Source organism: Stenotrophomonas sp. Steno-C18 (assembly GCF_056393195.1).
On record NZ_JBWJOX010000008.1, the window covers coordinates 95,166 to 117,997 of the forward strand.

Here is a 22,832-nt window from a genome sequence, read left to right on the forward strand (position 1 = left end):
GGCATCCTGCGTCAGCGGCCCTCGGCCGGCTGCACGCAGCCCTGCTGCGCGCAGAAGGTGGCCGCACGCCGTTGCTGCTCCGGCGTCAGCTCCGGCGGGGGACGGGCAATGGCCGACTGGATCTGCGCCGGTGCATGGGTCAGCTTGTTGAAGCCCTGCGCCGCCTTGGCCAGGCCGTAGTAGATGCCCATCATCACGTAGCCGCCGCTCAGGCTGACCTCCTCCACCGTGGGCGGCTCGCTCCAGTTCTTGCTGAAGCGGTTGGGCTCGGCCTGCACGGGGTTCTTGAACCGGTACAGGTCCAGCGGCTGGTCGTCCTCGGGCTTGATCGCGCGGACCTCGCCCAGCGTGGTGACATTGCCACCGGCGGTGGCCGGCGGCGGCGATGGCAACGCCGTTCCATCCACGGGCGGCGGGCTGAGCGCCGGCGGGACCGCTTGCGGGGCCGCCTGCTGCGCCGATGCCACGCCGGCCAGCATCATGCCGACCACCACGGTTGCTCCCTGCCATCCACCTGTTGCCACCACAGCATCCTCATGCGCGTTACCGGTCATGCGCAGGATACGGATGCGAGCTTCAGAATTCGTTGCGACGGGCCAGCTGACACCGTCATCGATGCAGAAGGAGCGGCCCGCGGGATACCCGCAGACCGGCGGCCCACGCTCCCGGTGGATCTCCTGCCAGGGACGCCATTCACCCAGACACATCGCCATCGCCTCCCGCGCTGCGCCGTGCCAATCGCCAAAATCTGTGCTTAAAATCCGGCATTCCCTACCCACATCACCCGTAGATCACGATTTACGGATTGAGACTTATCGGTTGTAGCCACGGGGCTATCCGCCCTCTCCGGGCAGGGACCTGACAACGGATGTTCATTCGATAGTTCCAGGGAGGAACGATGGCCGGCATGGCGAAGGATCACGGGCAAGCAGGTCTGGCAGCGCACCCAGGGTGGCGGCCATGAGCTGGTATGTATGGGCCAAGCTTGCCTTCCTGGCGTGGGCGTTGATCAGCCTCATCATCTACGCGATACGGCGCGCCGATGACCGCAATGCGCTCGAAACCCTGCGCACGCAGCCGGTCCTGCGGACGCTGAGCGAGGAGGAACTGGCCGCGCTGGCACCCCTGCAGCAGGCACAGAAGCTCCACTTCAAGCCCGATGTCCGACGCATCCGCGGCCGGTATCGCCAGCATGGGCTTTCCGCCAACGGGAGCAGCACCACACACGACACCATCGATGACGTGACGGTGCTGCTGCCCTATGACGCCGAGGCGTTCCTGGCCGAGGACAACGAGGCCGAAGTGGTGATCTCCGGCAATGTCGCCGTCGTGGTGAAGCTCAATGGCTTCGAGGTGGTGGACGGCTACCGGCGCGCGCTGCGGGCGACGCCTCCCACCGGGACAGAGACCACGCCGGAGGAAGCCCCGGTGGTCCTCACCACCACGGCGTCGGACGCGCCCGTCACGCCGGCAACGACCGTTGCGGCGGCGACGGAACCGGAATGGCTGGGACAACGGGATGAAACCACTGTCGAGGCACAGCTACGCCTTCCCCGGCAGTGGCGCTCGGCCACCGTGTGGTGTTGCGTGCTGGCCGTCTTCCTGTTGTGGCTGGCCACCTGTGCGTTCGGCAGGCCGGTCCAGCTGCTGTTCCTGGTCGCCGGCCTGGCCTGCATCACGGTGGCCATCGTGCGCGCCGTGCGCCGCACGCCACCGGTGGTGCCCGCGGTACGGCGCATCGATCGCGCCAGGGGACGCCTGGCCGAATTCGCGATGAAGGCGGCCAACAATGCGTCCCTCACCCAGCGCCACACGTTCCTGGGCAGCAACCTGCAGGTCCAGTTGCCCAGGCATTGGCAGAAGAGCAACCGGGTGCCCTACGGCGAGGACATGCACATCGAGGTCGACCGCCTCAACGGCCGGGTCCTCGGGCTGGGCGAAGGCTGGTCGCTGGCCGAGGAACACCAGCGCTTTCCCGCGCCGCGCTGGGGCGTGCCGCTGCTGTTGACCCTGCTCGGGCTGTTCGGCCTGCTGCTGGCACTGCCGGACGAGGGATCCGTGCGCAACATGCTCACCACCGGCATGGCGTCGATCATCCCCGGCACGGTGCGCGAGGATGCCACGCCGCAGGGGCTGCTGCAGGATCGCCCCTCCCCGGGTGATGTCCTGAAGGTCTCCGGGGAGGGCACCTGTGCCCTGGTGAGCGACCGCACCCCCGGGCAGGAGGACATCGCCATTGCCGATTGCAGCCAGGTGCTCTGGGGCGGCACCCCGGCGCGCATGCCGTTCCCGCAGGTCGAACCCGCACTGCTGGCGCTGTATGGCGGGGAGTACCTGCGGACCCGCCCCTCCAGCCGTCACGCCGCACTGGCGTCCATGCTGGGCGCGATGGACACGCTCTCGCTCAGCGCGCTGCGGGAAGTGTGGGAAGTCCGCGGCCTGGAGGATCTCGTCGCGCTGGTGGAAGACGCCTGCACCACCGACGCCCCGGCCTGCACCGACCTGAAGACCTCGCTGGTGCGGACGCTGGACCTGCAGTTCAACGGGCCGGACGGTGACACGGCCCTGGACGACTGGCCTTCGCTGGCCGCGCAGTTGCGCAAGCAGGCCGCCGAGATACCGGCAGCATTCAACAGCATCGAGATGAGCCCTGGTGACGTGGAGGCCATCCGCACCCTCACCCGGGACTTCGCCAGCACGCCGCTCAAGCAGGCGCTGGTCGGCCAGAGCACGCCACTGCTCGAACAGCAGCGCGGCGGGGTGATCCTCGCGCTGGACGACCCTGTCCTGCCCACCGAGCAGATCGACCAGCGCATCACCGAAGCCTACGCCGTGCAGGGCCGCGCGGTGCCCGACAACCTGCTCGTGCAATGGGCGCGGTCCGAGCAGTTGTCCCTCCAACCGAGCCCGTTCAGCCTGCAGGCACGGGTCATGGCGGCCTACCAGGACAATGGCAGCCTGCACCTGGACCTGATGGCGATGGACGCCGATGGCGCGAGCAGGGGCGTGGCGGCCATCGCCGGCAGCCTGCTGCTGATGCTCAGCCTTGGCCTGCTCCTGGGCCAGGGCTACCTGCTGGTACAAGGCCTGCGGCAGGCCCTTGCCCGCCGCACCGCCCTGGCCCAGGACATCGCCAGGCGGCCCCCGCCCGGGCAACCCTGGCGCTTCTGACGCCACTCATCGGCGCGGCAACCTGAAGTCACGCCGTGCATCGCCAGGCCAACGCATGGCGGCGTCTCACAACATGAGACGCCGCTGTGCTTTGATGCCGTCCTTTGATCGGCAGTTGCGTGCATGGCGTTCTCCCTCGCTCCCCGCACCGAAGCCAGCGAACGGGCGCTGGCAACCACCGATGGCCTGCCCTCGCGTGACGGCTCGCTGCTCGGCAAGCGGTTGGCCAAGCGCTACAGCGACCGGGTCACCGGCAGTTTCACGATCCCGGGCCGCGAAGGCAGTTACGCGCCGATCCCCGACGACGTCCCCGAGGCGCTGAAGGCCGCGCTCAAGGCGCGTGGCATCGAGCAGCTGTATTCGCACCAGGCCGAGGCCTGGGACGCCAGCCAGCGCGGCGAGCACGTCGCCATCGTCACCCCCACCGCGTCGGGCAAGTCGCTGTGCTACACGCTGCCGGTGGTGAGCGCGGCGATGCAGGGCAACGCCAAGGCGCTGTACCTGTTCCCGACCAAGGCGTTGGCGCAGGACCAGGTGGCCGAGCTGCTGGAGCTCAACCGCGCCGGCGACCTCGGCGTGAAGGCCTTCACCTTCGACGGCGATACCCCCGGTGACGCGCGCCAGGCGATCCGCCTGCATGGCGACATCGTGGTCAGCAACCCGGACATGCTGCACCAGGCGATCCTGCCGCATCACACCAAGTGGGCGCAGTTCTTCGAGAACCTGCGCTACGTGGTGATCGACGAGATCCACACCTACCGCGGCGTGTTCGGCAGCCACGTCACCAACGTGATCCGCCGGCTCAAGCGCATCTGCGCGTTCTACGGCGTGCAACCGCAGTTCATCCTGTGCTCGGCCACCATCGGCAACCCACATGCGCATGCCGAGGCGCTGGTGGAGGAACAGGTGCATGCGATCACCGAGAGCGGCGCACCGGCCGGGCCCAAGCACGTGCTGCTGTGGAACCCGCCGGTGATCAACCCGGACCTGGGCCTGCGCGCCTCGGCGCGCTCGCAGGCCAATCGCATCGCGCGCATCGCGATCAAGAGCGGTTTGAAGACGCTGGTGTTCGCGCAGACGCGGTTGATGGTGGAGGTGCTGACCAAGTACCTGAAGGACATCTTCGACAACGACCCGCGCAAGCCGGCGCGCATCCGTGCCTACCGTGGCGGCTACCTGCCCACCGAGCGCCGCGAGGTGGAGCGCGCGATGCGCGCCGGCGACATCGACGGCATCGTCAGCACCTCGGCGCTGGAGCTGGGCGTGGACATCGGCGCACTGGACGTGGTGGTGCTCAACGGCTACCCGGGCAGCGTGGCGGCGACCTGGCAGCGCTTCGGCCGCGCCGGCCGTCGCCAGCAGGCGGCGCTGGGCGTGATGGTGGCCAGCAGCCAACCCCTGGACCAGTATGTGGTGCGGCACCCGGACTTCTTCGCCAACGCCACGCCCGAGCACGCGCGGATCGCGCCGGACCAGCCGCTGATCCTGTTCGACCACATCCGCTGCGCGGCGTTCGAACTGCCGTTCCTGGCCGGTGAGCCGTTCGGGCCGATCGACCCGCTGGTGTTCCTGCAGGCACTGGCCGAAACCGAGGTGGTGCACCAGGAAGGCGACCGCTGGGAGTGGATCGCCGACAGCTACCCGGCCAACGCGGTGAGCCTGCGCGCGGTGGCCGACGGCAACTTCGTGGTGGTGGACCGCAGCGACGGCAAGCAGCAGATCATCGCCGAGGTGGACTACTCCGCCGCCGCGCTGACCTTGTACGAAGGCGCGATCCACATGGTGCAGAGCACGCCCTACCAGGTCGAGCGGCTGGACTGGGACGGGCGCAAGGCCTACGTCACCCGCACGCACGTGGACTACTACACCGACAGCATCGACTACACCAAGCTCAAGGTACTGGACCGCTTCGACGGCAACGTGGCCGGGCGCGGTGACTCGCACCACGGTGAGGTGCACGTGGTGCGGCGCGTGGCCGGCTACAAGAAGATCCGCTACTACACGCACGAGAACATCGGCTACGGCCCGGTCAACCTGCCCGACCAGGAGCTGCACACCACCTCGGTGTGGTGGCAGTTGCCGCAGGCCACGCTGCTGCGCAGCTTCGCGCAGAAGCAGGACGCGCTCGATGGCTTCCTCGGCGCGGCCTACGCGCTGCACATCGTCGCCACCGTGGCGGTGATGGCCGATGCGCGCGACCTGCAGAAGGCGGTGGGCAACGGCGATGGCGCGTGGTTCGCGGTGGCCGACCAGACCGGTCGCGGCCAGCTGCGTGGCGTGGAAGGCGGCGAAGGCGCGGTGGAGCTGATGCAGAGCTTCGTGCCGACCGTGTACCTGTACGACAACTTCCCCGGCGGCGTCGGCCTGAGCGAGCCGCTGTGGCTGCGCCAGGGCGAGCTGGTGCAGCGCGCGCTGGAACTGGTCGAGCGTTGCGACTGCACCGCCGGCTGCCCGGCCTGCGTGGGCCCGGTGCTGGCCGCGCAGGAAGAAGGCAACGGCGTCACCCCGCGCGCGCTGGCGTTGCGGGTGCTGTCACTGCTGTCGGCCGAACGCTGCGAGCAGGTGCAGCCGGTCATGGCCGATGAGGCCGACGAGGCACTCGACCTGCTGCCATGAGCATCAGCCTGGACAAGCTGAAGGCGCTGCGCACGCAGGCCGGCCATGCACCGCAAACTCCCGCGGCAGGAGCGCCCTTGGGCGCGAAGCCGGCGCCGGTGGAGGCCGCGGCCGCACCTGCGGTTGCACCAAGCGCTTCGTCGGCTGCGGATGCATCTTCCCTTTCGCGGCCAGGGCCGCGCCTGCGACAGGCAGGCCAAGGCGGTTCGGTGTTCGACTGGGTCGATGCCATCCAGCACAAACCCACTGCGCCGCGCGCACAGGACGGTGACGCCCTGCGCCGGTTGCTGGCCTCGCGCAACCGCGCGATCACGCCCACCCCGCGCGCCGAGCGCAGCGGGCCGGTCGACCGCAGCCTGCCCGGCACCGAGGTCGCGCCCGGCCTGCACCTGATCGAAGCCTTCATTCCGCAGGCGATTCCCGCCCAGCCGTTGTCACTGGCCTTCAGCAAGCGGCCGGATGAAACGGTCGCCGCGCAGGACCTGTTGTTCTTCGATACCGAGACCACCGGCCTGGCCGGTGGCACCGGCACCCGTGCTTTCATGATCGGTGCCGCCGACTGGTACCGCGACGCAATGCGCGGCGAAGGCCTGCGCGTGCGCCAGTTGTTGATGTCCACGATGGCGGCCGAAGGCGCGATGCTGGAGCGGTTCGCCAGCTGGTTGTCGCCGTCCACCGTGTTGTCCAGCTACAACGGCCGCAGCTACGACGCCCCGTTGTTGAAGACCCGCTACCGCCTGGCGCGGCGCGGGGACCCGATCTCGGCGCTCGACCATGTGGACCTGCTCTACCCGACACGGCGTCGCTATCGCGGCACCTGGGAGAACTGCCGGCTGGCGACCATCGAACGCCAGCTGCTGCGCATCGCCCGCGAGGACGACCTGCCCGGCTCCGAGGCACCGGCGGCGTGGCTCAACTACCTGCGCGGCGGCAGCGCGCGCAACCTGCGTCGCGTCGGCGAGCACAACCACCAGGACGTGGTGACGCTGGCGCAGCTGTTCCTGCGGCTCGTGCAGGCCGAGGCCGACGAGCGCGCGGCGCTGGCGTTGACCGGGCAAGGCTGACCCGCAGGCATCGGCAGGCGGCGTTACCGCGTGCTGCCGTCCTGCCGGTGGACGGGATGGATGCCGCGCATGCGGCGGCGGCACGCCGCAATGGGCCGGCACCGCAGCGCGGGCCGGCCCATGCCCCCTCAACCGTTGATCGGCCGCGCGATGCCGTTGCGGATGACCTGGTCGATCAGGCGCTCGACTTCCTGGCGGGCGCGCTGGCTCGCCGCAGCCTGCTGCCGGCCGAGTTCACTCTGCTGGCGGCCCAGCTCAGCTTGTTGGCGCGCCAGCGATCGCATCTCCTCGCGCATCGCCGGGTTGTCCATTTCCGCACGCGCCTTCTCCGCTTCGCGGCGCGCGTCTTCCATCGCCCGGCGCGCCGATGCGTCGTCCCGGCGCGCCAGCGCGAGCTCGGCCTGGCGCGCGGCGATCTCACCGATGCGCTCGCCGATTTCCCCCATGCGCTCGCCGATTTCACCCTGACGGTCACCCAACGCGCCCTGGCGGTCACCCAGCTTGCCCTGTTCGTCGGCGATGCGCTGCGTCTCCTGGTGGATCTGCTGGAAGCGCGACAGCGTGTCGGCATCGTGCACCACGTAACGCTTGCCGTCGCGGCGCAGCAGGATCACGCCATTGCCATCGTTGAGCCGCTGCGCCTGGTGCAGGTCGGCGAGCGTGCCGTTCATGATGCTTTGGTTGCCTTTGACCAGCACGTAGCTGTTGCGGCCGCCGTCATCACTGAGGTGGATCACGCCTTGCGTGCCCAGCGATCGCGCGGGTGCAGCCGGCGCTGCAGGAGCGGCCGGTGGCTTGGCCGCGCGGGGTGCGGGCGGAGCGGGCGGCGCCGGGGGCACCGGCAGGTCATCCAGGTCACCGTTGGTACGGATCACGGTGTGCTCCACCGACGCGCCGGCTGCCGGTGCAGGCGGTACCGGCGGCGGCGGCGGTGCCAGCGGGGCTGCAGGCGGCGCCGGGGGTGCGGGCGGCCCCGGCATGGCGACCAGGCGCATCGGCAGCACCCCCGCCAGCGCGACCGCGGCCAGGATGAGGCCCGCGCCGACGCGCGGGAACGAAGAGGTGTTCTGCAGCATGAGCAATCTCCGCTTGAGGCTGAGGAAGGTCGGCGAAGCACTGGCAAGGCCAGCGCCGGGCCGGGGTGCGACGCCCAGCTGCAGCAGCAGGCGTCCGTAGTGCTGGCGGCAATGGCGGTCGCCGGCGACCACCGCGGCATCCACCGCGGCTTCGCGGGCGATGGCGTATTCGCGCGCCGCCAGATGCACCAGCGGGTGGAAGAAGAACAGGTGTTGGGCCAGGGCCGGCATCAGGCCCAGCCACAGGTCGTGGCGCTGCAGGTGCACCAGCTCATGGGTCAACGCCATGTCCAGGTCGTCGTCACGCATGCGCGGCAGGCCACGCGCCGGCAACAGCAGCACCGGCCGCCAGGGGCCGATCAACTGCGGCGAGTCGATGGCACTGCTGAGCATCAGCCGCGGTGCACGCGACAGGCCATGGGCCTCGGCGGCCAGCTTCAGGGCCGCGTTGAGCTTGTGGTCCTGGCACGGCTGGGCGTGGCGCAGCAGCGCGCGGCTGGCACGCCAGGCCACCCAGGTGCGCAGCGCCATCACCAGCACGCCGGCCAACCACACCGCCATCACCACCTGCAGCCAGGACCAGCCGCTCTCCAACGGCAGTGGCTGCATCACGATCACCGGTGCGGCGTTGGCCTGCGCCGGTGCGGCAGCGGCGGCCTGTTGCACCACGTTGACGGTGCTGTCCATCGCCGGCAGCACCGGCAGCTGCAGCGGTGCGCTCCAGACCAGGCCGACCACCGCCTGCAGCGCGACCAGCCACCACAGCGCGCATTGGGTGCTGGCCGGCAGGCGCCGCACGAAGCGGCACAACGCCCAGACCAGCGCGGTGAGCACGACGGTCTGCACGCTGGTGGCGAGCAGGCGGTTGCCCAGCAGTTCGAACAGGCTGTCCATGATCAATCCTCCCGGCGCTGCGACTGCAGCTTGCTGACCAGCGCTTCCAGTTCGGCCAGCTCGTTGTCGCTGACGGCGGCCTTTTCCGACATCCACGCCACGAACGGCGAGATCGACCCCTGCAGGGTCTTCTCCACGAAGCTGCCGACCGCGCTGTTGACCACGTCCTGCTGCTCGGCGGTGGTGTGGTAGCGGTACACGCCGTCCTGCTGGGCGCGCTGCAGGTACCCCTTGGTGCGCAGCCGCTCCATCATGGTCAGCACGGTCGAGCGGGCCAACCCGCGCGCCTCGCCGAACGCCGTGGCGACCTCACCGACACTGGTGGGTTCGTTCTCTCCGATGTACTGCAGCAGGGCCAGTTCCTGGTCCCCGATGGTCTTGCGGCGCATGGCCCGCTCCGGTGACTACACGTGTCGCCACGGTAGGCCTGACTACAAATGTAGTCAATAGCCCGGTCGGCACCCTGCCGCACGGCCACATGAACGCTTCAGCCAAACCGGGGCCGGCATAAGCTCCGCCGGTTCAGGAGGCTGCGCTTTCGATCTGCCAGCGCACGAACTCGCTTTCGAATTCGGCCAGGGTGAGCAGGCCGACGCAGGCGTGGGCGCCGGTTGGCAGAGGCTCGCCGCGGGCGAAGCGGCGCGCCAGCAGCACCGCGGCGAAGGTCGGGATCTCCGGGCCGTGCAGCATCGGCGCAGTCAGGTCCCAATGCGCGGTGTGGGTAACACCGCCGCGCAGCCCGCGCAGGGTCACGCGCATGCCGCCCAGGTCGGTGCCGAAGCGGTCGAACCAGCGTCCTGCACGGGCGAAGACGCCGGCCATGGCCTCCATCGGCAGTGGCAACCCGCAACGACGCAGCCAGGCGATGCCGGCCAGGCAGCGCGACAGGAACGGCAACTCCAGCGCGGCGCGGAAGCGCACCGTCAGCACGCCCGGATAGCGCTGCACCAGCAGGTCGTGGTCGGGCACGTCGCAGGCCGCGGCCAGGCGCGATGCGATCTGGGCGAAGCGCACCGGCTGCGGATCGGCCCAACCGATCACCGGCTGCCAGCGGCCATCGATCCAGCAATCGAACGGCTTGCCGCAGTACGACAGCACCGCGCGCACGGTGGCCATGCCCAACGGCGTGGCCTGGGCGGGCGCAATGACCATGTCGATGCCCTGCAGCCGCTCGAACTGCGGTGCCAGCGCATCGACCACCGCACTGGACAGCGCCGGCAGCGTGCTGGCGCCGCTGATCGCACTACGGCCGGCGGCGCGTGCCGGCGCATCCACCTTCAAGGCGAAATCACGGACGAATTCCCGCCCGTCGGCAAGATCGATGTAATGCATGCCGGCCTGCAGGCACGCGAGCGCAACGTCATAGCCCTGTCCCTGGAATGGCCCGGCGGTGTGGATCACCAGCTGCGCGCCGGTGGCGGCCAGTTGGTCGGCAAATGCAGGATCGGCGGTATCCAACCGGCAAAGCTCGATACGCGACAGATCCACCCCCGGCAGGTTGGCCGGGGCCTGCGCGGGATTGCGGCCAGCGGCGATGACGGTGATGCCCGGCGTGGTGGCCAGCGCACGCACGATGCGTGCACCGAAGTGGCCGTACCCGCCGAGGACCAGAACACGACAGCTTTCCTGCTGCATCAAGACGTCCTGCGAGGTTGGATGCGGGGATTATCCGGGAAGTGGACGTTGGGTTTGTCGCCGAAGGCACCCCTCCCCGGCCCTCCCCTTGCCGCTGGCAAAGGGAGGGAGCCAATGCGTCGGCTTGCGGATACGGACCGGGAGCCATGATCCGCTCCCTGCCATTGCCATAGGCTGGGCAGGGGGCGCTCCTGCCCGGGAACCGCCCCCTTTCACCCGCTGCTTACCCCCGCCATCGCAGGCTGGACCTCCCCCATCGAAGCCGAGCGCGCCATGCACCGCATTGTTCTTCTGGCTGGTCTCTCCTTGGCCTGCGCCGCCTGCAGCACCGCACAGGTCACCCAGGTGCAACCCATCGACGGCGTCATCTCGGGCCAATGCCACACCGACATGGTGCGCGGCGCGGTTGGCCTGGCCGCCGGCCCCGGCACGGTGGAGCGCGCGCGGGTGGACAGCGACAGCCTGCACGTCAGCGTGGTGCGGGGTTCCGATGGCACCACCACCGCCTCCGAACCGGCACCGGCCAGCAGCGGCGGCGACCACCTGACCATCGAAGTCGGCCGCACCAACAACATCACCGCACTGCGCTGCGGCTGAATCCATTCACCGGAAGCGGCACAGGTACGGATGCAAGCGATATGCTTGCTCCGTCTTCACATGCTCTGGAGTACCGATGCAATTCCCGTCGACGCCGCGCGCCCTGCGCCGCCCCGCCGCCCTGATTGCCACCACCGCACTCGTGTTGCTGTTGGGCGCCTGCAAGGGCCCACCCCCGGAGGAGCAGGACCAGGTCCTGGACCAGGCCCAGCAGGCCGCCCAGGCCGCTGCCGCCGATGCCGATCCCACCCCGCCGCCGCCGGGCAGCTGCGACGCCAGTCAGGTGCAGGGTCTGGTCGGCCAGACCTATTCCGACGCCATGCAGGCGCAGGCCAAGGAAGACGCCGGCGCCAACGATGTCCGCCTGCTCAAGCCCAACCAGCCCATCACCATGGAGTTCATCGGCGAACGCCTGAACATCGAAGTGGATGACAAGGGCGTCATCAGCGGCGTCCGCTGCGGCTGAACAGGAAACCGCCAAAGCCTTGTCCTGCAAGGCTTTGGTTGCGCAAGCAACGATGTATTGCGGCGTCGCAACATGTGTGATCTAGTCGATCGCATCCGGTGACCTTCAGGTGCGCTCCAGGAAGAGCACATCGTGTGCACTGGGTGAGCGCGAGGGCGCCTGCGCTGGTAACGAACGCCGTGACGGCGACCACCTCCAGCCTTTCCCCAGACAAGCCGAGCGATTGCAGTACGTGCGGCGCGCCTCACCCCCGTGTGCATGGCGTGCTTGGCGAGCGGGCGGAAGTGTCGCCGCTCACCTGACATCGCTACGAGGCACAGATGGCCGCCGGTACCCCGCAAGGGCTTTACGACCCGCAAGACGAACGCGACGCCTGTGGTTTCGGCATGGTCGCCCAGCTCGATGACCAGCCGTCCCGCCTGTTGGTCGACACCGCCATCGCCGCGCTCTCGCGCATGACCCACCGCGGCGGCGTGGCCGCCGACGGGCTCACCGGCGACGGCTGCGGCCTGCTGCTGCGCAAGCCCACGGTGTTCCTGCGCCAGCTGGCCGAGGAAGCCGGCCTCCGCATCGGCCCGAACTTCGCCGCCGGCGTGGTGTTCCTGCCGCACGACGCCGACGCCGCGCAGCGCTGTCGCGACGAACTGGATGCCCAACTGCGCAGCGCCGGCTGCCACCCGCGTGGCTGGCGCGAGGTACCCACCGATGCCAGCGTCTGCGGTGAACTGGCCCGCGATACGCTGCCGAAGATCGAGCAGGTGTTCGTCGACGCCGATGCCAGCCAGGGCGCCGAGCTGTTCGCGCTCGCGCTGTTCCTGGCGCGCCGCCGCAGCGAGCAGCAGCTGCGCGAGGTGGCCGACTACTACGTCACCACGCTCAGCGCCGATGCCATCAGTTACAAAGGCATGGTGCTGCCGGACAAGCTGAGCAGCTTCTACCCGGACCTGCAGCGCCACGAACTGGCCGCCAGCGTGGTGGTGTTCCACCAGCGCTTCTCCACCAACACGATGCCGCGCTGGCCGCTGGCGCACCCGTTCCGCATGCTCGCCCACAACGGCGAGATCAACACCATCGAGGGCAACCGCCACTGGGCGCAGGCGCGCAGCAAGGTGTGGAAGACCCCGAAGTTCGACATCGCCCAGTTCGACCCGGTGATCTCGATGCACGGCTCGGACTCGCAGAGCATGGACAACATGCTCGAGCTGATGGTCGCCGGTGGCATGGAGCTGATCCAGGCCCTGCGTATCCTGGTGCCACCGGCGACCCAGTCGCTGGAGTTCAAGGACCCCGACCTGGCCGCGTTCTACGAGTTCTACGGGCTCAACACCGAACCGTGGGACGGCCCGGCCGGCATCGTCGCCTGCGATGGCCGCTATGCGGCCTGCACGCTGGACCGCAATGGCCTGCGCCCGGCGCGCTGGATGCTGACCTCCGACCGCCACTTCCTGGTCGCCTCCGAAGCCGGCGTGTGGGAAGTGCCCACCGAGCGCGTGGTGCGCAAGGGCAAGCTGGGACCGGGCCAGATGATGGCCATCGACCTCAAGCGCGGCGACCTGCTCGACTCCGACGCGATCGACCGCATCAACCGTGCGCGCGCGCCCTACAAGCAGTGGCTGCACCAGGGCGTGACCTACCTGCAGACCGAGCTGATCGACCCGTCGCTGGCCGAGGAGCCGTTCGACGAGCCGACCCTGCGCAGCTACCACAAGCTGTTCCAGCTCACGTCCGAGGAAGTGGAGCAGGTGCTGCGCCCGTTGGCCGAGACCGGCCAGGAAGCCACCGGCTCGATGGGCGATGACACGCCCATCGCCGTACTCAGCCGCAATACGCGCCCGTTGTACGACTACTTCCGCCAGGCCTTCGCGCAGGTCACCAACCCGCCGATCGACCCGCTGCGCGAAGACTGCGCGATGTCCTTGAGCACCCAGCTGGGCAAGGAGACCAACATCTTCCATGCCGGCCCGGAGACGGTGAACCACGTCATCCTGAACTCGCCGGTGCTCAGCCAGCGCAAGCTGCGCCAGCTGGTGAAGATGCCGCAGTACGTCGATCGCAACCGGTTGATCGACCTGTCCTACAGCGTCGAGGAAGGCATCAAGGCCGGCATCGAGCGGATCTGCGCGCAGTGCGAGCAGGCCGCGCGCGACGGCATCGTGGTGCTGCTGCTGTCCGACCGCTACCCGGTGCCGGACCGCCCGATGGTGCATGCGTTGCTGGCCACCAGCGCGGTGCACCACCACCTGTCCAGGGTGGGCCTGCGCTGCGACGTCAACCTGATCGTGGAGACCGGCACCGCGCGCGACGCGCACCACATGGCCTGCCTGCTTGGCTACGGTGCCACCGCGGTGTACCCGTACCTGGCCTACCAGACGCTGTTCGACATGGGCCGGCGCGGCATCCTGCAGCTGAAGAAGGGCGGTGAGGTTTCGCAGATCGGCCGCAGTTATCGCAAGGGCATCTACAAGGGCCTGAGCAAGATCATCTCCAAGATGGGCATCTGCACCGTGGCCAGTTACCGCGGCGCGCAATTGTTCGAGATCATCGGCCTTGATCCGGATGTTGTGCAGCTGTGCTTCCCGGATGCCACCGCGCGCATCGGCGGCGTCAACCTGGCGCGGCTGGATACCGAGGCGCGTGAACTCACCGCGCGTGCGTGGAACGAGCTGGCGCCGGCCGAAGTGGGCGGCCTGCTCAAGTACGTGCATGGCGGCGAATACCACATGTACAACCCGGACGTGGTGCTGACCCTGCAGCGCGCCGCGCGCACCGGCAAGGCCGAGGACTGGCGCAAGTACATGGACGCGGTGCATTCGCGCCCGACCTCGGCACTGCGCGACCTGTTGCAGCTCAAGCCGGCGGCCACGCCGGTGCCGCTGGAGGAAGTGGAACCGGCCGAAGCGCTGTTCAAGCGCTTCGACACCGCCGCCATTTCGCTGGGTGCGCTGTCGCCGGAAGCGCATGAGGCGCTGGCCATCGCGATGAACCGCCTCGGCGGCCGCTCCAACTCCGGCGAAGGCGGCGAGGACCCGGTGCGTTACGGCACCGAGAAGCGTTCCAAGATCAAGCAGGTGGCCTCGGGCCGCTTCGGCGTCACCGCCGAATATCTGGTCAACGCCGAGGTGCTGCAGATCAAGGTCGCCCAGGGCGCCAAGCCCGGCGAAGGCGGCCAGCTGCCCGGCCACAAGGTCAACGAGCTGATCGCGCGCCTGCGTTACGCCAAGCCGGGCATCGGTTTGATCTCGCCGCCACCGCATCACGACATCTACTCCATCGAAGACCTGGCGCAGCTGATCTACGACCTCAAGCAGGTCAACCCGGATGCGCTGGTGTCGGTGAAGCTGGTCTCGCACGCCGGCGTCGGCACGATTGCCGCCGGGGTGGTCAAGGCCGGCGCCGACCTGATCACCGTGTCCGGCCATGACGGCGGCACCGGTGCCTCGCCGATCAGCTCGATCCGCTATGCCGGCGTGCCGTGGGAACTGGGCCTGGCCGAGTCGCACCAGGCATTGATCGGCAACGACCTGCGTGGCCGCACCATCCTGCAGACCGATGGCGGCCTGAAGACCGGCCTGGACGTGATCAAGGCCGCGCTGCTCGGCGCCGACAGCTTCGGCTTCGGCACCGGCCCGATGATCGTGCTGGGCTGCAAGTACCTGCGCATCTGCCACCTCAACAACTGCGCCACCGGCGTGGCCACGCAGGACGAGCGCCTGCGCGAGGGCTACTTCACCGGCCTGCCCGAGCGCGTGGAGAACTTCTTCCGGCTGCTGGCCGAGGAAGTGCGCGAGTGGCTGGCGCTGCTGGGCGCGCGTTCGCTGGACGAGATCGTCGGCCGCACCGACCTGCTGGAACAGCTGGAGGTCTCGCCGCGCGAAGGCGTCAAGGTCGACCTGTCGCGCCTGCTCGCACCGGTGCAGTACCCGGGTTCGCATTGCGCCGCGCAGCGCCTGTACCAGTCACCGGACAGCCTGGCCACGCAGATGGACGACCTGCTGGCCGACGCCATCGCGCACAAGCGCGGCGGCGAGCATCGCTTCCTGATCCACAACACCGACCGCTCGGTGGGCACGCGCCTGGCCGGCGCCATCGCCCGCGCGCATGGCAACCACGGCATGGCCGAGGCACCGCTGAACCTGCGCTTCCGCGGCACCGCCGGGCAGAGCCTGGGCGCGTTCAACGTCGATGGCCTGAACCTGGAAGTGGAAGGCGAGGCCAACGACTACGTCGGCAAGGGCATGGCCGGCGGCCGGCTGGTGGTGCGCCCGCCGCGCGGTGCGCGCTTCGAGGCCCGCAACACCGCCATCATCGGCAACACCTGCCTGTACGGCGCCACCGGCGGCGAGTTGTTTGCCGCCGGCCGCGCCGGCGAGCGCTTCGGTGTGCGCAACTCCGGCGCGCTGGCGGTGATCGAAGGCGCCGGCGACCACTGCTGCGAGTACATGACCGACGGCATCGTCGCGGTGCTCGGCAAGGTCGGTCTGAACTTCGGTGCCGGCTTCACCGGTGGCCTGGCCTACGTGCTGGATATCGACCGCGATTTCGTGGACCGGTACAACCACGAGCTGATCGACATCCACCGCATCTCGGCCGAGGGCTTCGAAAGCTACCGCCAGCACCTGCACACCCTGATCGGCCGTCATCGCGAGATGACCGGCAGCATCTGGGCGCAACAGATCCTGGACGAGTTCCGCGACTACGTCGGCAAGTTCTGGCTGGTGAAGCCAAAGGCGGCCAGCATCGAATCGCTGGCTGCCGCGCTGCGCAACGCTGCCTGATGCACTGTCCCCCTCTCCCGTCTACGGGAGAGGGCCGGGGTGAGGGCGCTTTGAAAGCCTCCCTCATCCGCCCCTTCGGGGCACCTTCTGCCGCACGCGGGAGAAGGGAGCCTCCCAGACGCAATGAGTTCCCATGAGCCGCAAGCAAGCCTTCCAGTTCCTCGACCTCCCCCGCACCATGCCGCAGCGCATCCCGGTGGAACTGCGCACGTCCGGCGATTGGGGCGAGTTGTACGGCAAGTTCGACAAGGCCGACGCGCAGTACCAGGCCGGCCGTTGCCTGGATTGCGGCAACCCGTACTGCAGCTGGAAGTGCCCGGTGCACAACGCCATCCCGCAGTGGCTGCAGCTGGTGCAGGAAGACCGCATCCACGAAGCGGCGACACTGTGCCATTCGACCAACCCGCTGCCCGAAGTGTGCGGCCGCGTCTGCCCGCAGGACCGCCTGTGCGAAGGCAGCTGCACGCTGGAGGAATTCGGCGCGGTCACCATCGGCGCGGTGGAGAAGTACATCGTCGATACCGCGCTGGCCACCGGCTGGAAGCCTGACCTGCACGCGGTGCAGCCCACCGGCAAGCGCGTGGCCATCGTCGGCGCCGGCCCGGCCGGGCTGGCCTGCGCCGACCGCCTGGCGCGTGCCGGCATCCAGGCGGTGGTGTTCGACCGCTATGAACAGATCGGTGGCCTGCTGCAGTTCGGCATCCCCAGCTTCAAGCTCGACAAGAGCGTGATCGGCCGCCGCCGCGAGATCCTCGAAGGCATGGGCGTGGAATTCCGGCTGGGCGTGGAGATCGGCCGCGACATCACCGTCGATCAACTGCAGGCCGACTATGACGCGGTGTTCCTCGGCACCGGTGCGTACCGCTACACCGACGGCGGGCTGATCGGCCAGGACCTGAAGAACGTGCTGCCGGCGCTGCCGTTCCTGGTGCAGAACAGCCGCATCGTCGGCGGCAACGATCCGCACGGCCGGCCCATCGCCGGCTGGGAGGACCAGATCGCCCTGCCCGACCTCAACGGCAAGCGCGTGGTGGTGCTCGGCGGCGGCGACACCGGCATGGACTGCGTGCGCAGCGCGATCCGCCTGGGCGCGGCGCGCGTCACCTGTGCCTACCGCCGCGACGAGGCCAACATGCCGGGCTCGGCGCGCGAAGTGGCCAATGCGCGCGAGGAAGGCGTGCGCTTCCTGTTCAACCGCCAACCGCTCGCCATCGAAGCCGGTGCCGACGACGAAGTGATCGGCGTGACCGTGGTCGAGACGCAACTGGGCGCACCCGATGCCAATGGCCGCCGCAACGCCGAGCCGATCGAGGGCAGTGAATCGCTGCTGGAAGCGGACGTGGTGATCATTGCGTTCGGCTTCTCGCCGACCTTGCCCGAGTGGCTGGGTTCGCAGGGCGTGGAAGCCACCGGCAATGGCCGCATCATAGCCGGGGGTGCCGGCCGCCTGCCCTACCAGACCCACAACCCCAAGCTGTTCGCCGGCGGCGATGCGGTACGCGGTGCGGACCTGGTGGTGACCGCGGTGGCCGAAGGCCGCGACGCCGCCGAAAGCATCGTCACGCTGCTGCAGGCCTGAGCCGCTTCGCGGTAACGGAGCACGCCGTACACTAGCGGCGTCTCCCTTCCGGATGTTTCCCGTCATGCGTATCGGCCTGGCCGCCAACCGACTGCACCATGAAAGCACTGACGCGGCGCTGTTCCGTTGGCTGCGTGCCTGCGAGGGCGGCATCCGCGAACTGGGCCTGGAACTGCATGCGGTGGGCCGCACCCATGACGCCATCGTCGGCGCTGGCCCGCTGGCCGACTACCCTGCCCTGCACCGCTACCCGTATGGCCGCGAGGGCGGGTTGATGAAGCTGGTCGCCGAAGTCGTCGGCATGGGCTCGCCGGAGCGCACGCTCGATGGCGCGATCTACTTCATTGATCCGGTGGACCCGTCCTCGATCTTTCCCGAGGCCATCGCGCTCAAGCGCCAGTGCGTGATCCACGGCAAGCCGTTCATCTCGACGGTGGCCACCGCGCGTGACTGGATCGAGATGGAGCGCATCCACGCCGGCCTGGCACCGGACCCCGGCGCGGACGACCTCAATGACTTCGGCAACCAGTGCCTGGCGTTGATCGCGCACGACGCGCGCAAGCCGCAGATGCTGGCCTTCGCCGCCGAGCACTTCGACGTGCTCTCGCAGTTCGCCGAGCGCGTGGGTACCGGCACCACCGGCCAGCGCTTGAACGAGATGGCGTGGAGCCGCGGCTGGCCGCGCGAGAAGGAATGGGTGCAGCGTTTCCAGAGCGGTCCGCTCGGCGGTGATGCACAGATCGCCGACCGCGTGCTGGAGCACCGCTGCCAACGCGCGATCTTCTTCGAGGACCCGCACGTGGCGCGCCAGCATGAGGCCGACATCCAGTTGCTGGAGCGTGCGGTGACCACCGTGACTGATGAAGCGGTGTGCATCACCGCGCCGAACATCGCCGCGCGTTGGGCGCAGGCCGCGGTGTTGCGGCGCTGGCGGGGGTGAGCGTCCCGACGGGCCGGGCTTCTCGCTGAAGCCCCTTCAAACGCCCCTTCCCCAGCCCTCCCCTTGCCTGCGGCAAAGGGAGGGCGGTTCTGCTTAGTGCTGTCAGTTCGCGATAAAGCCTGCTCTTGCCCCCTCCCTTTGCCATCGGCAAGGGGAGGGTTGGGGAGGGGTGCTCTTCGCGATTCTCCTCAGTTCAGCAGCAAACTGTTGTTACGCAGCGTCACTTCACTGCCCTGCCCGTCCTGCATCACCCGCACCCGCGCGCCGCTATGGTTGAAACCGGCCGGCAACGGCAACGCCACCTGCACGGTGCGCGGCACCAGGTCCCGCGGTGCCTCCAAGGCCGGAATCGCCACCCGCGCCACTTCACGCCCGCGCGCATCCTCCAGCAGCGCATGCCCGGCACGCGTGGCCACGTGGCCCAGGCTGTGCACGGTCAACAGCACGCGCTCGCCTTCCACGCGCAGGTCGCCGCGGCCGATGCCCAGGTCCGCACGCGTCTCCACCGGCTCGCCCGGCGTGACCAGGGTGAATTCGAACACCTGGGTCTGCTTCGGCAGGAACCGCAGGCCAGTGCCGACGCTTTTCTCCAGCAGCACCTCGCGCACCTGTGCGGTGCCATCGATGACGCCGTCCCCGTCACGATCCACGCCACTGCGGACCCGCCAGGTGCCCGGCGCGATGTTCCAACCGGTCAACGTCGCATCCTGCGGCGTGGCGCTCACGTTGTAGGCAATCACCTTGAACGCCTCACGCGACGGCGCATGCACCGCCAGCGCCACCTGCTCCGCGCCGTCGGGCTGCGCGAACGACCAGCTCAGCGTGTGGCCCGGCCAGCTCTGGTTGCGCTTGAGCGCGATGCCGCCCAGGCGCACGCGCTGCAGGAACTCGCTGGGTGCTTCCACGCGATCACTCCACCAGTGGCCTTCGGTGTTCATGTACTCGCGCTGCGCCTTGGCCTGGATGCCATCGGCGTGCAGCTGCTGCAGGTACTTCATGTCGCCGGTCAGCTGCCAGGCGGTGATGTTGGCAAAGCCGCCGGCCCCCTTGTCGGCCTCGGCCAGCAGTTGCTTGCCCCAGTCCTGCTGGCGGCCGAGCACGTCGATGTAGTTCTCGCCGAGGTTGGACAGCACACCCGGACCGCCGCGCGCCACGCGGTAGTCCAGCCCCTTGAGATAGCGGTCATCGCCGCTCCAGCGCCAGGCCGCCCAGAACAGGTGCATGACATCGCCGCTGCCCGAGCCCTGGTTCAACTCGCCGCCGCGGGTCTTGCCGGTCGCCCAGTGGATTTCGTTGGGCAAGGCCCAGCGTCCCTTGTCGTCGGTGTAGGCATGGGCCAGGTAGCTGTCGGCCAGGCCGGTGACCAGCTTGCGACCGGTCGGGTCGGCGTTGTACTCGCCGACCAGGAACGCCGGGTGCAGCGCCGGGAACGAGTACGGCTTCTGCCACTGCCAGTTCTGCTCGCGGTAGACCTTGTTGCCGCCGTACCAGTTGCTGGAGAACAGCAGGTGGCCCTGCGGATTGGGCAGGATGATGCGCTCATCGAAGGCCTTCACCGTCTCCATCAGGCGCTCGACGGTGAGCGGGTCGCCCCAGTTGAGGTACAGCATCGCGCTGTTGGTGTTGATGCCCTCCTCGTAGGCATGCAGCTCGTCGGTCTCGATCGTGCTCAGCCCGTGGGAGAACATGCCGTTGCGGTACACCGCGTCGGACAACGCGGTCAGCGAGGCGTTGAGCTTGTCCGGCTGCACGCCCATCAGGGCCAGCCCCGGCCACTGCTGGGTCAGGTCGGAATCGTCGGAGATGCCACCGCCGAAATCGCCGTATGCCACCTGCCGTTCGTCGATCCACCAGTCGACGAAACGGCGCACGTGCTTGAGGTCCTCGAGCTGGTTGAACGCCCACGCCGGCACGCCCTTCGGCGCTTGCGGCGCGGTGAACGGTGGCTTGCCCTGGCTGTTGTAGCTGATGTAGTTCCAGTACAGGCGGCCGAGCGCGTGGTCCGGGTCCACCCGCAGCAGGTCACTGAGGTCGGCGTAGACGCGCGCGTACAGGCGCTGCCGCTTGGAGGTGGTGTGCTCCTCGACCAGGAAGCCCCAGTTGTCGCGCACCTGGTTGAAGCGGTCGGCGACGTGCTCCTTGAGCGCTTCGCTGCGCTGCTTGAACACCAGGCGCACTTCGGCCCCGTCCAGCGAGGTGGCGTTGAAGCCCGGTGCGGCCGAGGCGATCGACAGCCACAGGCTGTCGGCGGTCAGGATGCGGTCGCGCAGGTCCAGCCACAGTGTGCGTGCCTGGCCCGGCTTCACCGACACCGAGACGTCGATCATGTCGCGCGCCGGCCAGATCGGGTCCTTGATGCGGATGTTGAGCGGGATGACCTTCCCGTCCGGACCGTCATGCGTGGCCGGCAGGTCGAGCGCGGGAATGTCGATGGCCACGCCATCCAGGCCATCGTGCATGTTCTCCCAGCTGTAGGCCCAGCTGCGGATCAGCGGCTGCGCCGCCGGCGCATCGCCCACCCCGGAGGTGATCAGCACGTGCACGATCGGTGCCGGCGCGGATGGCAACGTGTCCGCGCCACGCTTGCGTGCGCCCGCCCCTTTGGGCAACGCCATCACCGTGCTGCGCTCATCGGCGGCGAAGCGGCCGTCGATGTAGTCGCGCAGGGTGGCGATGTTGGTGTAGTCCGGCAGCACGCTGCTGTCGATCAGGTAGCGCTGCTTGACCGTGCCTTCCGGCTCGGCTGCATCACTGACGTGGTAGCCCCAGAGTTCCTGGATCGGCGTCTCCTGCGCCACGTTGCTGAAGTGCAGCACCCCGCCGCGCTGCTCGGCGAAACCGTCAACGCTGCGCACCACGCCCTTGGGGCGGGTGAACAGGGTGCCGGCGGTGCCGGCCAGCGTGCCGAACGCCGCGCCGCGGATCTCCACGCGGTTGATGCGTTCGCCTTCGGGCACGGTCAGGTCCAGCCGCTGCCCGCCTTCGACGTAGGTGTTCCAGTCCGGCAGCTGGAAATAGTCATTGCGTCCGGGCAGGCGCGAGCGGTTGTAGACGCCGGGCCAGGTGGTCTCGGCGATGCCGTCGGTGCCCTTCCACATCCACTGCTGCTTGTCCTTGACGTCGGCGAACTCGATCTTGCGGACCGTGGTCACCGGCGTGGACAGCAACGGCGGTGGCGCGCCATCCCAGCCGTGGCGGTGCCACCACGCGCGTTGCGAGCCGGTCCCCTCCCCGGCGATGCGCGGCTCGGCATTGCGGGCCAATGCAGCGACGGCGGTGGCATCGAGCAGGCGGTCGTAGACGCGGATCTCGTCGACGTCGCTGCCGCGCAGGAAGTTGTAGCGACTCTGTACCTGGTAGGGCGCCATCACCCGCCCGGCCAGGCCGAACTGGTCCAGCGCCGCATCATAGTCGCCGGTGGTTTCGGCGCGCGCCACTTCGCGGCCATCCACGAACAGCCGCACGCCATGGTCCTCGTCCCAGCCGAAGGCGATGTGCTGCCACTGCTCGGGACGGGGGATGTGGTCGAGCTTGAACGAGACGCGGGTACGCGCCAGGTTGGCGTCGGTGACGAAGGCGTCGAAGCCCTGCCCGTTCCAGTCGATGCGCAGCCAGGCCATGTCCCAGCTGCTGTGGTCGGCGTAGCCGACGCGGAAGATTACGAACGGCGCCTCACCCACCGCGTAGCGTGCGCGCCAGAAGAACGACAAGGTGCCGCGCGCGGCCTGGATGTTGCCCGGCGCGTTCCAGGACAGCACGCCGTCGTCCTGCCATTGGATGGCGCGTCCGTGCGCGCCGTCATCGACCAGGCTCACCTTGTCCTGGAAGTTCGGTACCGGGTCGCCCTGGGCGCTGTCGGCGACGAAACCGTTGTCGGCCGATACGCGGAACAGCATGCCCGGCGAAGAAGCCCGCGCTGCCACCGGGAGAGCAGCAAGCAGCGCGGAAGCCAGGAGCAACGGGGGCAGTACGGAAACAATGGAGCGTGGGGACATCGGGCGTCTCTTGGAAGCATGCAG

The 22,832-nt window shown here is 68.9% G+C and carries 13 protein-coding genes; 8 read left to right on the plus strand and 5 right to left on the minus strand.

Features of this window, described 5'->3' with window-relative positions; all coding sequences use genetic code 11:
- Positions 1 to 11 precede the first annotated feature (11 nt).
- Positions 12 to 482, minus strand: a complete 471-nt coding sequence (locus AC06FE_RS15795) for a hypothetical protein (RefSeq protein WP_478073626.1) — start codon at positions 480 to 482, stop codon at positions 12 to 14.
- A gap of 478 nt (positions 483 to 960) precedes the next feature.
- Between AC06FE_RS15795 and AC06FE_RS15800 the strand changes: the two genes are divergently transcribed.
- From AC06FE_RS15800 to AC06FE_RS15810, 3 genes are all read left to right on the plus strand, one after another.
- Positions 961 to 3,171 (plus strand): IgaA/UmoB family intracellular growth attenuator, encoded by a 2,211-nt coding sequence (locus tag AC06FE_RS15800; protein WP_478073579.1) that lies wholly within the window; start codon positions 961 to 963, stop codon positions 3,169 to 3,171.
- Positions 3,172 to 3,294: 123 nt separating this feature from the next.
- Positions 3,295 to 5,787, plus strand: a complete 2,493-nt coding sequence (locus AC06FE_RS15805; RefSeq protein ID WP_478073580.1) for a DEAD/DEAH box helicase — start codon at positions 3,295 to 3,297, stop codon at positions 5,785 to 5,787.
- Positions 5,784 to 6,851 carry a ribonuclease H-like domain-containing protein gene (locus AC06FE_RS15810; protein ID WP_478073581.1) on the plus strand — a complete coding sequence of 356 codons (1,068 nt, stop codon included), beginning with the start codon at positions 5,784 to 5,786 and terminating at the stop codon, positions 6,849 to 6,851. The genes AC06FE_RS15805 and AC06FE_RS15810 overlap by 4 nt, the downstream gene beginning before the upstream one ends.
- 128 nt (positions 6,852 to 6,979) lie before the next feature.
- Here the strand turns inward: AC06FE_RS15810 and AC06FE_RS15815 are convergent, their stop codons facing one another.
- The 3 genes from AC06FE_RS15815 to AC06FE_RS15825 all read right to left on the minus strand — a co-directional run bounded on the left by AC06FE_RS15815 (position 6,980) and on the right by AC06FE_RS15825 (position 10,456).
- Positions 6,980 to 8,821: a M56 family metallopeptidase gene (locus tag AC06FE_RS15815; protein WP_478073582.1), complete on the minus strand. Its 1,842-nt coding sequence runs from the start codon at positions 8,819 to 8,821 to the stop codon at positions 6,980 to 6,982.
- Positions 8,822 to 8,823: 2 nt separating this feature from the next.
- Positions 8,824 to 9,210, minus strand: coding sequence for a BlaI/MecI/CopY family transcriptional regulator (locus AC06FE_RS15820; protein ID WP_132864026.1), 387 nt, complete (start codon positions 9,208 to 9,210; stop codon positions 8,824 to 8,826).
- 133 nt (positions 9,211 to 9,343) lie between these two features.
- A complete protein-coding gene (locus tag AC06FE_RS15825) occupies positions 9,344 to 10,456 on the minus strand; it encodes a saccharopine dehydrogenase family protein (protein WP_478073583.1) in 1,113 nt (370 codons plus the stop codon).
- A gap of 273 nt (positions 10,457 to 10,729) precedes the next feature.
- Between AC06FE_RS15825 and AC06FE_RS15830 the strand changes: the two genes are divergently transcribed.
- The 5 genes from AC06FE_RS15830 to AC06FE_RS15850 all read left to right on the plus strand — a co-directional run bounded on the left by AC06FE_RS15830 (position 10,730) and on the right by AC06FE_RS15850 (position 18,813).
- The gene (locus AC06FE_RS15830; RefSeq protein WP_313255766.1) at positions 10,730 to 11,053 is read left to right on the plus strand and encodes a hypothetical protein; all 324 of its coding nucleotides are present in this window, start codon (positions 10,730 to 10,732) and stop codon (positions 11,051 to 11,053) included.
- 76 nt (positions 11,054 to 11,129) lie between these two features.
- Positions 11,130 to 11,519 (plus strand): I78 family peptidase inhibitor, encoded by a 390-nt coding sequence (locus tag AC06FE_RS15835; protein ID WP_132864030.1) that lies wholly within the window; start codon positions 11,130 to 11,132, stop codon positions 11,517 to 11,519.
- Positions 11,520 to 11,839: 320 nt separating this feature from the next.
- On the plus strand, positions 11,840 to 16,294 hold the full coding sequence (gene gltB, locus AC06FE_RS15840; protein WP_478073584.1) for a glutamate synthase large subunit: 4,455 nt from the start codon (positions 11,840 to 11,842) through the stop codon (positions 16,292 to 16,294).
- 133 nt (positions 16,295 to 16,427) lie between these two features.
- Positions 16,428 to 17,873, plus strand: a complete 1,446-nt coding sequence (locus tag AC06FE_RS15845; protein ID WP_313255770.1) for an FAD-dependent oxidoreductase — start codon at positions 16,428 to 16,430, stop codon at positions 17,871 to 17,873.
- 64 nt (positions 17,874 to 17,937) lie between these two features.
- The gene (locus tag AC06FE_RS15850) at positions 17,938 to 18,813 is read left to right on the plus strand and encodes a methylglyoxal synthase (RefSeq protein ID WP_132864034.1); all 876 of its coding nucleotides are present in this window, start codon (positions 17,938 to 17,940) and stop codon (positions 18,811 to 18,813) included.
- Between the two features lie 188 nt (positions 18,814 to 19,001).
- Here the strand turns inward: AC06FE_RS15850 and AC06FE_RS15855 are convergent, their stop codons facing one another.
- Positions 19,002 to 22,808 (minus strand): LamG-like jellyroll fold domain-containing protein, encoded by a 3,807-nt coding sequence (locus AC06FE_RS15855; protein WP_478073585.1) that lies wholly within the window; start codon positions 22,806 to 22,808, stop codon positions 19,002 to 19,004.
- Positions 22,809 to 22,832 lie beyond the last annotated feature (24 nt).